Here is a 13,187-nt window from a genome sequence, read left to right as displayed (position 1 = left end):
TAATAAAGTATGCATAAATATTAAGTCAATAGTATTTTTATTAATTAATAAAAAAGAAATATAAATTTAAAAAGGAAAAGTCACACTGGTTGGGAAGAAAATAAAAAAAACCCTTATAAAAGCAAGGGTTTTCATGTATAATGGCAACAACGTAAGCAAAGGGGGAAACAAGTCATGAGTTTGAAGAGAGAGAAAACCACCGCTGCTCCGGATGTCGCTTCAATACGGAATGACTATGTCCGCTCGGTGGAACGGAAAGAAAAAAGGCAGATGGCCCATAAAGTACGGTTGTTCAGAAGACTTGCTGTCTTCGGCTTGGTTGTTTTGCTGGCAACCGTCTGGATCGGTACCACCATCTATGCACAATCGCAGACAATGGCCGAAAAAGAGCAATTGCGGGAAGAAGCACAGCTTGCACTTAAGGAAGTCAAAAAAGAGCAGGCGCAACTGGAAGAGCAGATTATCCTGTTGAATGATGATGAATATTTGGCAAAACTGGCCAAAAAAGAACTGTTTGTATCTGAACAGGGCGAAATTATCTTTACATTACCGGAAAAGTGAAGAAAAAACGTGAGAAAAAGAGTCGTCGGTTGACACTCTTTTTTTCATGGTTATAATAAAAAGTAGGGATAAAACCCTAGGATATTAACTATATGGCTTTTAACAGCCATCTTAATTTTTAAGGAGGAGCATTTTTTTTATGTCGATTGAAGTAGGCAGCAAGTTAGAAGGTAAAGTTACAGGTATTACAAATTTTGGAGCGTTCGTTCAGCTTCCAACTGGTGCAACAGGCCTCGTGCATATTAGTGAAGTCGCCGACAACTATGTAAAAGACATCAATGATCATTTAAAAGTTGGGGAAATGGTGGAAGTTAAAGTAATGAATGTGGAAGCTGACGGTAAAATCGGCCTTTCCATTCGCAAAGCAAAACCACAGCCAGCTGGCGCAACAGATCGTCCACAACGCCCACGTCCAAGCAACCGTTCGTTTGACCGCGCGCCTAAAGAGAACTTTGAAACAAAAATGGCGAAGTTCCTTAAAGACAGCGAAGAGAATATGACGACGTTGAAACGCGCTACAGAATCCAAGCGCGGTGGCCGAGGCTCAAAAAGAGGCTAACTTGCTAGCTGTTTTAATGGCATGGAAAGATGCTTCAGCGCAGCTGAACCATAGTGATAATGGAACGCTTCTCAAACTGGGAAGCGTTTTTTTCTAACAAATTTTCCAGTGTAGATTGATACTTTTCTGGCAGCAAGGCAAAAAAAATAAGCGTCCCTGCGAAAGGGACGCTTATTTCTATAAGATGGCGGCAGAGGGGATCGAACCCCCGACCTCACGGGTATGAACCGTACGCTCTAGCCAGCTGAGCTACGCCGCCTTGGTGAAACGGACATTTCATATCATACTATCGAAATGGCAACAAGTCAACCGCGATTTACAAAAAACTTTATTCCAGTAAAACAAGAGAATGCACCACAAGACCAGGGGGTGATTGATATGAAGAGTTTCCACGAGCAGATGGCTGAGTATATAACAAAGTATAAACTCCTCGAATCAGGGGATCGCGTGCTTCTTGGCTGTTCGGGAGGAATCGATTCGATGGTGCTGCTGCATTATTTGAAGTCTTGCGAAACAACACTTGGAATCACTGTTGAAGCGGTTCACGTCAATCATATGCTGCGCGGCGATGAATCCGTCAAAGACCGGCTGTTTACAAAAAACATCTGCAGTCAATGGGATATCCCCTGCCACAGCCGCGACATTCCCATTCCCTCTATTTTAGAAGCAGCCGGCGGCAATAAACAGCAAGTATGCCGCCAGGAACGCTACAGCTATTTCGAGGAAGTGATGGAACAGAGGGGTGCCACCAAGTTGGCAACTGCCCATCATGCAGATGACCAGCTCGAAACTATTCTGATGTCCGGGTTGCGAGGGACGCTTCAGTCCGGAGCTTTCGGGATGCCCTCGAGCCGTCCGTTCGGCAAAGGCCAGCTTGTCCGTCCCCAGTTGGCTGTGACAAAACAGGAAATCACCGTTTATGCGCAAGACAATGACATCCCTTTCAGGGAAGACCCGAGCAACGCAGAAAATATTTATACCCGGAACAGAATCCGGAAAAATGTAGTACCCGAATTAAAGAAAGAAAACGCTGACGTATCGAAACAGTTTGTAGAACTCTCTGAAAGCCTGCAGGATGATCAAAAATTTCTTGTGGAATTGGCCAAGGAGAAGTTGGATTTGCTTCTTTCGTCCACAGACGAGGAAATCAGATTGTCAGCCGAAAGATTCAGAACCCATGCATCTGCTTTACAAAAAAGAATGGTTCTACTACTATTAAACTATCTATATAGTGGCGAGCAAGTAATAGTCACAAGACAACTTGCCGAACAGGTGCAGGAAATGATGCAGAGTTCTTCTGGTACCATTTTTTTGCATTTGCCGCAAAATTATATGATGATTCGTCAATATGATCATGTTTTATTCAGTCGTCGAGAGTTGGAAGCGGCTCCGGAAGAATTCAATTCATTGATTACCGGTGAATGGTCTGGAGCGGTAAATAATTTTCGTTATAAACTGATTTCTATGCAGCATTTCGAAGAACAGGAAGATGCTGTTGCTTGGTATTTCTCGGAAACAGCCGAGCCGCAGCTGCAAATTCGCAGCAGGCTGCCGGGTGATCGCATTAAACTGCCTGGAATGGACCATTCAAAAAAAGTGGCCAGGCTGATGATTGACGAGAAAGTTCCTTCCCCTTTGAGGAAGGAATGGCCCGTCATCACAGGCAGCAATGGCGAAGTTTTACTGGTGCCGGGCTTGCGCCCGTCACTGCATATCAGCCGTTTCCCGCGCCCGCAGGACAACTGGGTGCTTATGGAACAAAAATGTGAAGATCGCGAAAGCGAATTATAGGAGGCCCACTTATGTTACAGAAAGACATCGAAGAAATCTTGATCTCAGAGGAACGGCTTCAGGAAAAAGCCCGTGAACTCGGAGAAACCTTAACCAATGATTACAAGGATAAGTATCCTTTGGCAATCGGTGTGTTGAAAGGTGCAATGCCATTTATGGGAGATTTGATGAAACGTTTTGACGGCTATGTTGAAATGGATTTCATGGATGTTTCGAGTTACGGCAATGCCACGGTTTCTTCAGGGGAAGTAAAAATCATTAAAGACCTGAATGCCAGTGTGGAAGGGCGCGATTTGCTGATCATCGAAGATATCATCGACAGCGGCCTGACGCTCAGCTATTTAGTGGACCTCTTTAAATACCGGAAAGCGAACTCGATCAAAATTGTTACTTTGCTCGACAAGCCAACTGGGCGGAAAGTGGATTTGAAAGCAGATTATATCGGCTTTGAAGTTCCTGACGCATTCGTCGTCGGCTACGGCCTTGATTTTGCGGAAAAATACCGCAACTTGCCTTATATCGGGATTCTTAAGCCAGAGGTTTATAGCGAAGAACAGGAATAGACATAAGTAGTTCACAGTCTGTCAAATTACCCCGTCAGGCGAGTGCTTATCGTTGTATGCTTAAATGTTCCTATGTTAGTATTTAGTATAGTTTTGGGAAACTTTGTGAGGAGGCTCGGGATGAATCGGATATTTCGATACACCATATTTTATTTACTGATTTTCCTAGTTATTATCGGGATTCTGGGGACATTTAACAATAGTGGCCAACCAACTGAAGATATAGGATATAACGAATTTTTGCAGGCTTTGGAAAATGGAGAAATCGACACAGTGACGATACAGCCTACGTCGATGGTTTATGAAGTAACAGGAACAATGGATGGTTATGAGGAAGACGAGTCATTCGTCACGAATATCCCTCTTGAAAATGAAGCTTTGATGAACCAGATCGATGACGTTGCACGAGCTGATGGTGCTGAAATCGATTATCTGGAAGCTCCGCAAACAAGCGGCTGGGTCCAGTTCTTCACAGGCATAATTCCCTTCATCATCATCTTCATCCTTTTCTTCTTCTTGCTAAATCAGTCACAAGGCGGCGGAGGCGGCCGTGTGATGAACTTCGGCAAAAGTAAAGCGAAGCTGTATGACGATCAGAAGCAGAAAGTGCGCTTCAACGATGTAGCGGGAGCGGACGAAGAGAAACAGGAATTGGTCGAAGTGGTCGACTTCCTGAAAGATCCACGCAGATTTGCCGATATCGGCGCCCGTATTCCAAAAGGGATTTTGTTAGTCGGACCTCCGGGTACCGGTAAAACCTTGCTGGCCCGTGCGGTTGCAGGAGAAGCGGGAACGCCGTTCTTCTCAATCAGTGGTTCGGATTTCGTGGAAATGTTCGTAGGGGTCGGGGCATCACGTGTTCGTGACCTGTTCGAAAACGCCAAGAAAAATGCACCATGTATTATTTTCATCGATGAAATTGATGCAGTCGGACGCCAACGTGGCGCAGGCCTCGGCGGCGGACATGATGAACGTGAACAAACATTGAACCAGTTATTGGTTGAAATGGATGGTTTCGGCGCGAATGAAGGAATCATCATTATTGCTGCAACAAACCGTCCGGACATTCTGGATCCGGCACTTCTACGCCCTGGCCGTTTTGACCGCCAGATCACAGTTGGCCGCCCGGATGTAAAAGGACGCGAAGAAGTATTGCAAGTCCATGCACGCAACAAACCGCTTGACGAAAGCGTGGATATGAAAGCTATCGCTCAACGTACTCCAGGCTTCTCTGGCGCCGATTTGGAGAATTTATTGAACGAGGCAGCACTTGTTGCAGCCCGCCGCAATAAACTCAAAATTGATATGTCCGATATCGATGAAGCAACGGACCGCGTAATCGCGGGGCCTGCTAAAAAGAATCGTGTCATCTCGAAAAAAGAACGCAATATCGTCGCTTACCATGAATCAGGCCATACGGTCATCGGCTTGGTACTGGATGACGCTGATATTGTCCATAAAGTAACTATCGTTCCTCGCGGACAAGCAGGTGGATACGCTGTAATGCTGCCACGTGAAGACCGTTACTTTATGACGAAACCGGAGTTGCTTGATAAGATTGCTGGCTTGCTTGGCGGACGTGTCGCCGAGGATCTGACTTTCGGTGAAGTTTCAACCGGCGCTCATAATGATTTCCAGCGTGCAACGGCAATCGCCCGCAGCATGGTTACGGAATACGGAATGAGTGATAAAATCGGGCCGATCCAATTCGGCCAGGCACAAGGCGGAAATGTTTTCCTTGGCCGCGATTTTAATTCAGAGCAGAATTATTCAGATGCCATCGCATTTGAAATTGACCAGGAAATCCAACGTATCATCAAGGAGCAGTACATCCGCACAAAAGAGATTCTTACGAAAAACAAAGAACTTCTCGAATTGCTTGCGCAGACATTGCTTGAAGTTGAAACATTGGATGCTGCTCAAATTCAGCATTTGAAGGAACACGGTACTCTTCCAGAGCGTTCATATGAAGCGCTGAACGGAGAATATGAAGATAAAGATGTTGAACTGGAAAAGGACGCGGAAATTCCTGATGTAACAGGAGCTCCGAGCGACCCTTCGGCTGGAGATCTTCCGAGTGAAGAACCATCCACTGGAGAAGTGAAAGATCCTATCCAGGAAGACCGTAAATAATAAGCTGAAAGCTGGCTGTCCGATTCCGTTATGGAAGAGGGCACCAGCTTTTTTTCTTTCCTATGAAACTATGGTATGATATTTTGGAAAATTGCAGATAAATGGGGACCGCATAATGATTCTAGTAATGGACATCGGCAACAGCAATATCGCTTTGGGTATTTACGATCAGGATGTACTGACCCAGCATTGGCGAATGGAAACAGACCGCCATAAAACTGAAGATGAATATGGTATGAAAATCAAAGCGTTCCTGCAGGATGTCGGCTTGGAATTCAAAAACATCAGAGGCATCATCATGTCATCGGTAGTGCCGCCGATCATGTTTTCGTTGGAGCGTATGGCTTTGAAGTATTTTGGCATTAAGCCTTTGATCGTTGGACCGGGATTGAAAACCGGATTGAACATCAAATACGACAATCCGCGTGAAGTCGGCGCAGACCGGATCGTAAATGCTGTAGCGGCCATCCACGAATACGGCGGGCCGCTGATTATTGTCGATTTCGGTACGGCCACCACTTATTGTTATATCAATGAAGCCCATCAATACATGGGCGGAGCGATTGCGCCGGGAATTGGAATATCGACAGAAGCTCTTTACAGCCGGGCAGCGAAACTGCCGCGTATAGAAATCACCCGTCCGGACAGCATCATCGGAAAAAACACGGTTTCTGCCATGCAAGCCGGTATTGTCTATGGCTTTGTCGGGCAGGCGGAAGGCATCATCACAAGGATGAAACTAGAGAGCCGGGAAACGCCTGCGGTTATTGCGACTGGTGGAATGGCGCCATTGATAGCGGCTGAATCAAAACTCATCGATAAAGTGGAACTGTTCCTTACATTAAAAGGACTTTATTTAATTTATAAACGAAATGAAGCGTAACAAGAAAGGGCGATTGGGATGGCAGATTATTTAGTACGCGGGCTTGCTTTTGGCGGCAGCGTCCGGGTTTTTGCGGTAAACAGTACCGAAACTGTAGGGGAAGCACAAAAGAGACATATGATGTGGCCGACTGCTACAGCGGCAGTAGGACGTTTAATGACAGGCGGTGTGATGTTCGGCGCAATGTTGAAAGGCGATGACAAAGTCGTGTTGAAAATCGATGGAGGCGGGCCGCTTGGCGCGATTCTTGTGGACAGCAATGCGCGCGGCGGTGTCCGTGGCTATGCGAGAAATCCGCAAACGCATCTCGATCTTAGTCCTGCGGGCAAATTGGACGTCGGCGGAGCAGTCGGCAAAGACGGCATGGTATCAATCATCAAGGATCTCGGCATGCGTGATTATTTCACTGGACAGAGCCCGATCGTTTCCGGCGAGATAGCGGAAGATCTTACTTATTATTTTGCAGTGTCTGAACAAGTTCCTTCTTCAGTGGGCCTCGGCGTATTGGTAGATACGGATAATACGGTTCTGGCAGCCGGCGGTTTTATTGTCCAGTTAATGCCGAACGCGGATGAAGAAACGATTTCGAAATTGGAAAATCGATTGTCCAATATTGAGCCTGTTTCCAAAATGATTCAGCGCGGATTAAGTCCGGAAGGGATTCTGGATGAAATTTTCGGTGAAGGAAATGTTGAAATCCTGAACAAAATACCGGTGAAATTTGAATGCAATTGCTCCAAAGAACGGTTTGCTGAAGGAATTATGGGCCTCGGTGCAGAGGAAATCCAGGAAATTATTAATGAAGAAGGCGAAGCTGAAACGCAATGCCATTTCTGTCTGGAAACATACAGCTACTCAAAAGAAGAATTGGAAGCGATGATCGATGAGCTACAGTCGTGACAACGGGCGGCCCGGCGCATCACCGGGCGACACGGGCAAGCCCCGAAGAAGATTAAAAACAAAACCATTGATGATCCTGCTGTTGATTTTATTCGCAGGGAATCTATTATGGTTTATCGCCTGGCTGATACCGAACAATCCGGGCGGCAATGAGGAAGTGGCTTCTGTCAGCGGCAAAGAAATTACCCGCCAGGAATGGATGGCCGCGATGGAAGAACAGCATGGACGCGAAACCCTGCTTGAACTTGTTAACCTCCAAGTAATGGAAACAGCGGCAAAAGAATATGACATCAAAGTAAGCGATAAAGAAGTCGACCTGGAACTGGCGATGATGCGCTCAGCGCGTGATGGCAGTGAAAAAACGCTTTATTCCGCCGATGAAGAACGAATGCGCGAAAAAGTGAAGGCTCAGTTAATTCTTGAAAAAGTGCTGACGAAGGATGTGGTCATTGAAGAAGCTGCCATAGAAACCTTCTATCAGGATAACCAGGCTCTTTACGATATCCCGGATTCCTACAGAACACGGATGATTGTGCTGCAGTCAACGGAAGAAGCACAGGGTGTAATAGAAGAACTTGAAAATGGCTCTTCGTTCGAAGCGTTGGCGCGGGAACGTTCAATCGATACAGCAACCGGCAGCCTCGGCGGTGACATCGGCTATGTCGTTCCCGGACAGTCCACTGTCGATGCAGCGATTGCGAATGTCGTCGCCTCAGTTGAAACGGATAAATGGTCGGAGCCGCTGACGATGGCGGATGGCCGGGTGGCTGTAATTACAGTAACCGACAAGGCACAAGGCCAGACTTTTACATATAAAGACGTCGAAGGCCATATCAGCCGCGAGCTGGCTCTTGAACAATTGCCGCAATCAGTTACTCCGGAAGCTTTCTGGCAGGAGTTCGATACCGAATGGTTCTACGGCGAATAAATCCAAAAGCCAATCCTGCTGTTTGACAGTGAGGGACAAACATTGATACGATGAATCCATGAAATGCCGATTAAACTACTAGGGATTAGGAGTGTTGAAAATGGCTCGTATTGCAAATGATATTACAGGATTGATTGGGCAAACGCCTATCGTCAAATTAAATCGTCTGACTGGTGCAGAGGATGCAGAAGTTTATTTGAAATTAGAGTACTTCAACCCAGGCAGCAGTGTGAAAGACCGCATTGCGTTATCCATGATCGAAGCGGCTGAAAAATCAGGAGACTTAAAAGAAGGCGACGTCATTATCGAACCGACAAGCGGAAATACCGGCATCGGCTTGGCAATGATTGCAGCTGCAAAAGGCTATAAAGCGATTTTGGTTATGCCGGATACGATGAGCACGGAACGCCGCAATCTTCTGCGTGCTTATGGGGCGGAACTGATCCTGACTCCGGGAGCGGAAGGAATGAACGGCGCTATCAAGATGGCTGAGCAACAGGCAGCCGAAAACAATTGGTTCATGCCTCAGCAATTTAATAATGAAGCGAATCCGGAAGTTCACCGTCTGACTACGGGTCCTGAAATCGTGGAAGCGATGGGCGACCAGCTGGATGCTTTTGTTTCAGGCATCGGAACCGGTGGTACAATCACGGGAGCCGGACAAGTCTTGAGAGAGAATTATCCGGATATCCTTATTGCAGCAGTGGAACCATCCGATTCACCAGTTCTATCGGGCGGCAAACCAGGCCCGCATAAAATCCAGGGAATTGGAGCAGGCTTTGTTCCGAAAGTATTGAATACCGAGATTTACGACGAAGTAATTCAAGTGTCCAATGAACAGTCTTACGAAACGGCGCGAAAAGTTGCCCGTGAAGAAGGCATTTTGGGCGGTGTTTCTTCCGGTGCTGCTGTTTACGCAGCGCTTCAGCTGGCGAAACGCCTTGGAAAAGGCAAAAAAGTGCTGGCAGTTCTTCCGTCCAACGGCGAACGCTACCTGAGCACTCCGTTATATCAATTCGAAGAAAATAACTGATAAACTAAGGGGGCATGCTGACGCATGCCTCTTTTTGTGGTATAAAAACGATTATTCGCGTTAAGATAATGACAGATAATATTTCCCAGGAAATATAAAAGATGATTTATTGAAATGGACGGTGACAGTTTTGAAAATCGATTTTAATGGAAAAACCCTGGTGATGGGCATATTGAATGTAACTCCCGATTCGTTTTCCGATGGCGGCAAGTACAATTTTGTTGAAAACGCCATCGAACATGCAAGTACAATGATAACGGATGGAGCTGATATCATTGATGTTGGAGGAGAATCCACTCGCCCAGGCCATAAACAGATTTCTGTCGAAGAGGAAATCAGCCGAGTCGTCCCTGTGATTAAGGCATTGAAAGACGACCTGGACATCCCGATTTCGATTGATACATACAAATCGGAAGTGGCGGAAGCTGCAATCGCTGCGGGAGCCGATATTATCAATGATATTTGGGGAGCAAAATACGATCCTGCGATAGCGGCGGTTGCAGCCAAACATCAAGTGCCTATCATTTTGATGCATAACCGTAACGATACGTTATATACCGATTTCTGGAATGAAGTGAAAAGCGATATGGAAGAAAGTATTCAAATCGCTTTGGAGGCAGGTGTGAAAAGAGAGCAAATATGGCTTGATCCGGGCATTGGGTTCGGTAAAGACACATATCAGAACATCGAGATGATGCAATTATTGGAGGCGTTTTGCGGAATGGGGCACCCGGTTTTATTGGGGACCTCGCGAAAATCATTGATCGGAAAGGTTTTGGGTCTTCCGGTAAGTGAGCGGCTGGAAGGTTCCTTAGCTACAGCATGCTACGGGGCGAGCAAAGGATGCAGCATCGTTCGCGTTCATGACGTCAAAGAAACAGTGCGTGCTTTAAAAATGACGGATATTCTGAATGGCAAAGTAACTTACAAGGGGGCAGAATAATGGATTATATTCATTTAAATGAAATGGAGTTCTATGGTTACCACGGAGTTTTCCCTGAAGAAACAAAGCTCGGTCAACGGTTTCGCCTGACGGTTTCGTTGGCTGTGGATTTAAAGAAAGCGGGAGAAACTGATGGCCTGGAGCACACCGTGCATTACGGCGAAGTTTACAATGTATGCCAGTCAGTAATAGAAGGTAATCCGAAAAAACTTCTTGAAGCAGTCGCGGAAAGCCTTGCTGCTGAGATACTTTCCGCTTTTTCATTAGTAAAAGGAATTCGTATTCAATTGATCAAACCCGACCCGCCGATTCCTGGCCATTACAAATCCGTAGCGGTCGATATCACCAGAGGAGAATTCATATGAATAAAAGCTATTTGTCACTCGGTTCCAATATGGGCGACCGTATCGGGATGCTCAGGGAGGCAGTGCGCTTATTAAAAGAGCATCAGGCAATTGATATTATGAAAATTTCCTCTCTATATGAAACGGACCCCGTAGGATTTACAGAGCAGGATGCATTTTTGAATATGGTTGTTTATTTGCAAACGGATCTTTCTGCATTTGAATTACTTGAAGTGTGCCAGAGCATCGAAAGAAAATTAGATAGAAAACGCGAAATAAGATGGGGCCCGCGGACAATAGACCTTGATATTCTGCTTTATAATCAAGATGAATTAGAAACAGATAAGCTGGTCATACCACATCCGCGAATGCATGAACGCGCGTTTGTGTTAGTGCCGTTGCTGGAACTTGACCCAGATCAGGATTTTATTGAACCTCAAAGAGAAGGCATCGAGATATGGAAAACTTATAACAGCATCGATTCGTTTTTGCTTGAAGAATAGAATAGTACTTAAAGCTGTAAGAAATATTGAGTCGGCAGAGGATATTCAGCTGTCTTGAATTTTAGGCAGCTTTTTTTTATGTAGGAAGAAGAGAAATTGTGTACAATAGATAAATACACGAACGAGCGTGGTTTTTATAAATAAAGGAGTGTAGGGAATGTCAGAAGAGTTAAATGATCAAATATTGGTGAGACGACAAAAATTGCAAACTTTACGTGATAGCGGAATGGATCCATTCGGCTCCCGTTTCGAACGAACACATTTATCAGAAGAAATAGTACAGCAATACGATAAATTTTCCAAAGAAGAGTTGGAAGAGGCTGGACACGAAGTAGTGATTGCCGGCCGTATTATGACAAAACGAGGCAAAGGGAAAGCAGGATTTGCCCATCTACAGGATTTAAAAGGCCAAATTCAGATATATGTCCGTAAAGACGCTATAGGAGAAGAAGCATATAGTTTCTTCAATACAGCAGATTTGGGGGACATTATCGGAGTGAAGGGTACTGTATTCAAAACTAACGTAGGTGAACTATCTGTAAAAGCGAAAGAAGTAGAGTTTTTAACAAAAGCTTTGCGTCCGTTGCCGGAAAAATTCCACGGACTGAAAGACGTTGAACAACGTTACCGTCAGCGCTACCTGGATTTGATTACAAGTGAAGACAGCAAAGAGACCTTCATTCTCCGCAGCCGCATTATCCAGTCAATGCGCCGCTATCTAGATAACTTAGGTTTTCTTGAGGTGGAAACGCCAATGCTGCATTCAATTGCCGGGGGAGCAGCAGCCCGTCCATTCGTAACTCATCACAACGCGTTGGACATGGAACTATATATTCGAATTGCAATAGAACTGCACTTGAAGCGCCTAATTGTGGGTGGACTTGAAAAAGTTTATGAAATTGGCCGTGTATTCCGCAATGAAGGAATCTCTACTCGTCACAACCCGGAATTTACAATGCTGGAACTATATGAAGCGTATGCAGACTATAATGATGTAATGGAACTTACCGAAAACTTAGTAGCTCATGTCGCTCAAGAAGTATTGGGAACAACTACTGTCAGCTACAACGGAGAAGAGATCAATCTTGCTCCAGGCTGGAAACGTCTTCACATGGCAGATGCCGTTAAAGAATACGTAGGTGTGGATTTCTGGAAGCCGGTGACAAAAGAAGAAGCCCAAGCTTTAGCGAAAGAGCATAACATTGAAATAAAGCCTACTATGGAAACAGGTCATATCCTAAATGAATTCTTCGAACAAAAAGTGGAAGAACAACTAGTTCAACCTACATTTGTTTATGGTCATCCGGTTGAAATTTCTCCTCTTGCCAAAAAGAACCCTGAAGATGAGCGTTTCACAGACAGATTTGAATTATTTATTGTACGTAGAGAGCATGCGAATGCTTTCACCGAATTGAACGATCCTATTGATCAGCGTCAACGTTTCGAAGCCCAGCTTGTAGAAAAAGCGGAAGGCAATGATGAAGCGCATGAAATGGACGAAGATTTTATTGAGGCTCTTGAATATGGGATGCCTCCAACCGGCGGTTTAGGGATTGGAATCGACAGATTAATTATGCTGTTAACTGATTCAGCTTCAATTAGAGACGTTCTTTTATTCCCGCAAATGCGTCCTAGAGACTAACTGTTTTTCAGAAGAAAAGCCCATTTTAAATTGGGCTTTTTCTTTTTTGAAAAAACGCTTGTCTTTTTTTTGAAGCAGTGATACAATATTTCTTGTCGCGTTTTTAATACACGCACAGGCTTCGAAAAGATAAAGCAATTTTATTGTTGACATCGTCAAAAGAAGCTGGTAATATTGAAAAGTCGCTGTCACAAACGACGGCATTGATATTATTTTGAACCTTGAAAACTGAACAGCAAAACGTCAACAAACAATCTACTGATCAGCACTTGTGCAGATCAAAGCGAATCGCGCTGTCTTCGGACAGGCGATGCGCCAGCAAGTATGTGAGCAATCAACTACTCTATAATGGAGAGTTTGATCCTGGCTCAGGACGAACGCTGGCGGCGTGCCTAATACATGCA

13 protein-coding genes, 1 tRNA gene and 1 rRNA gene are annotated in these 13,187 nt (G+C 45.2%); 14 read left to right on the top strand and 1 reads right to left on the bottom strand.

The window, feature by feature from the left end:
- Positions 1 to 174: 174 nt before the first annotated feature.
- Positions 175 to 561, top strand: coding sequence for an FtsB family cell division protein (locus DP120_RS17915; protein WP_112225006.1), 387 nt, complete (start codon positions 175 to 177; stop codon positions 559 to 561).
- A gap of 139 nt (positions 562 to 700) precedes the next feature.
- Positions 701 to 1,120, top strand: a complete 420-nt coding sequence (locus DP120_RS17910) for a S1 domain-containing RNA-binding protein (RefSeq protein ID WP_112225004.1) — start codon at positions 701 to 703, stop codon at positions 1,118 to 1,120.
- A 185-nt stretch (positions 1,121 to 1,305) separates the two neighbouring features.
- Here DP120_RS17910 and DP120_RS17905 read toward each other — a convergent pair.
- A tRNA-Met gene (locus DP120_RS17905) sits at positions 1,306 to 1,379 on the bottom strand.
- 119 nt (positions 1,380 to 1,498) lie between these two features.
- Here DP120_RS17905 and tilS point away from each other — a divergent pair.
- The 12 genes from tilS to DP120_RS17840 form a co-directional block, all read left to right on the top strand.
- Positions 1,499 to 2,911, top strand: a complete 1,413-nt coding sequence (gene tilS / locus DP120_RS17900) for a tRNA lysidine(34) synthetase TilS (protein ID WP_112225002.1) — start codon at positions 1,499 to 1,501, stop codon at positions 2,909 to 2,911.
- Between the two features lie 11 nt (positions 2,912 to 2,922).
- A complete protein-coding gene (hpt, locus tag DP120_RS17895) occupies positions 2,923 to 3,474 on the top strand; it encodes a hypoxanthine phosphoribosyltransferase (protein ID WP_112225000.1) in 552 nt (183 codons plus the stop codon).
- Positions 3,475 to 3,594: 120 nt separating this feature from the next.
- Positions 3,595 to 5,607, top strand: a complete 2,013-nt coding sequence (ftsH, locus tag DP120_RS17890; RefSeq protein ID WP_112224998.1) for an ATP-dependent zinc metalloprotease FtsH — start codon at positions 3,595 to 3,597, stop codon at positions 5,605 to 5,607.
- 115 nt (positions 5,608 to 5,722) lie between these two features.
- Complete coding sequence (locus DP120_RS17885; protein WP_112224997.1) at positions 5,723 to 6,490, top strand: type III pantothenate kinase; 768 nt, start codon at positions 5,723 to 5,725, stop codon at positions 6,488 to 6,490.
- A gap of 18 nt (positions 6,491 to 6,508) precedes the next feature.
- The gene (hslO, locus tag DP120_RS17880) at positions 6,509 to 7,390 is read left to right on the top strand and encodes an Hsp33 family molecular chaperone HslO (protein ID WP_112224994.1); all 882 of its coding nucleotides are present in this window, start codon (positions 6,509 to 6,511) and stop codon (positions 7,388 to 7,390) included.
- Entirely contained in the window at positions 7,374 to 8,318 is a 945-nt protein-coding gene (locus tag DP120_RS17875) for a peptidyl-prolyl cis-trans isomerase (RefSeq protein WP_112224993.1), read from the top strand. The genes hslO and DP120_RS17875 overlap by 17 nt, the downstream gene beginning before the upstream one ends.
- A 100-nt stretch (positions 8,319 to 8,418) precedes the next feature.
- Entirely contained in the window at positions 8,419 to 9,351 is a 933-nt protein-coding gene (cysK, locus tag DP120_RS17870) for a cysteine synthase A (protein ID WP_112224992.1), read from the top strand.
- Between the two features lie 130 nt (positions 9,352 to 9,481).
- Positions 9,482 to 10,294 carry a dihydropteroate synthase gene (gene folP / locus DP120_RS17865; protein ID WP_233786025.1) on the top strand — a complete coding sequence of 271 codons (813 nt, stop codon included), beginning with the start codon at positions 9,482 to 9,484 and terminating at the stop codon, positions 10,292 to 10,294.
- Complete coding sequence (gene folB, locus DP120_RS17860; protein ID WP_112224991.1) at positions 10,294 to 10,659, top strand: dihydroneopterin aldolase; 366 nt, start codon at positions 10,294 to 10,296, stop codon at positions 10,657 to 10,659. The genes folP and folB overlap by 1 nt, the downstream gene beginning before the upstream one ends.
- Positions 10,656 to 11,141, top strand: a complete 486-nt coding sequence (gene folK, locus DP120_RS17855; RefSeq protein ID WP_112224990.1) for a 2-amino-4-hydroxy-6-hydroxymethyldihydropteridine diphosphokinase — start codon at positions 10,656 to 10,658, stop codon at positions 11,139 to 11,141. Before folB ends, folK begins: the two co-directional genes overlap by 4 nt.
- A gap of 157 nt (positions 11,142 to 11,298) precedes the next feature.
- Complete coding sequence (gene lysS, locus DP120_RS17850; protein ID WP_112224989.1) at positions 11,299 to 12,783, top strand: lysine--tRNA ligase; 1,485 nt, start codon at positions 11,299 to 11,301, stop codon at positions 12,781 to 12,783.
- A 345-nt stretch (positions 12,784 to 13,128) separates the two neighbouring features.
- A 16S ribosomal RNA gene (locus DP120_RS17840) occupies positions 13,129 to 13,187 on the top strand; the annotation flags it as partial.

The organism is Planococcus halotolerans (assembly GCF_003289955.1).
GTDB lineage: Bacteria > Bacillota > Bacilli > Bacillales_A > Planococcaceae > Planococcus > Planococcus halotolerans.
This window is presented reverse-complemented; position numbering and strand designations above follow the sequence as displayed.

Coding starts and splice junctions, on each gene's coding strand:
- DP120_RS17915 (WP_112225006.1), top strand. CDS start 175: ATGAGTTTGAAGAGAGAGAAAACCACCGCTGCTCCGGATGTCGCTTCA.
- DP120_RS17910 (WP_112225004.1), top strand. CDS start 701: ATGTCGATTGAAGTAGGCAGCAAGTTAGAAGGTAAAGTTACAGGTATT.
- tilS (WP_112225002.1), top strand. CDS start 1,499: ATGAAGAGTTTCCACGAGCAGATGGCTGAGTATATAACAAAGTATAAA.
- hpt (WP_112225000.1), top strand. CDS start 2,923: ATGTTACAGAAAGACATCGAAGAAATCTTGATCTCAGAGGAACGGCTT.
- ftsH (WP_112224998.1), top strand. CDS start 3,595: ATGAATCGGATATTTCGATACACCATATTTTATTTACTGATTTTCCTA.
- DP120_RS17885 (WP_112224997.1), top strand. CDS start 5,723: ATGATTCTAGTAATGGACATCGGCAACAGCAATATCGCTTTGGGTATT.
- hslO (WP_112224994.1), top strand. CDS start 6,509: ATGGCAGATTATTTAGTACGCGGGCTTGCTTTTGGCGGCAGCGTCCGG.
- DP120_RS17875 (WP_112224993.1), top strand. CDS start 7,374: ATGAGCTACAGTCGTGACAACGGGCGGCCCGGCGCATCACCGGGCGAC.
- cysK (WP_112224992.1), top strand. CDS start 8,419: ATGGCTCGTATTGCAAATGATATTACAGGATTGATTGGGCAAACGCCT.
- folB (WP_112224991.1), top strand. CDS start 10,294: ATGGATTATATTCATTTAAATGAAATGGAGTTCTATGGTTACCACGGA.
- folK (WP_112224990.1), top strand. CDS start 10,656: ATGAATAAAAGCTATTTGTCACTCGGTTCCAATATGGGCGACCGTATC.
- lysS (WP_112224989.1), top strand. CDS start 11,299: ATGTCAGAAGAGTTAAATGATCAAATATTGGTGAGACGACAAAAATTG.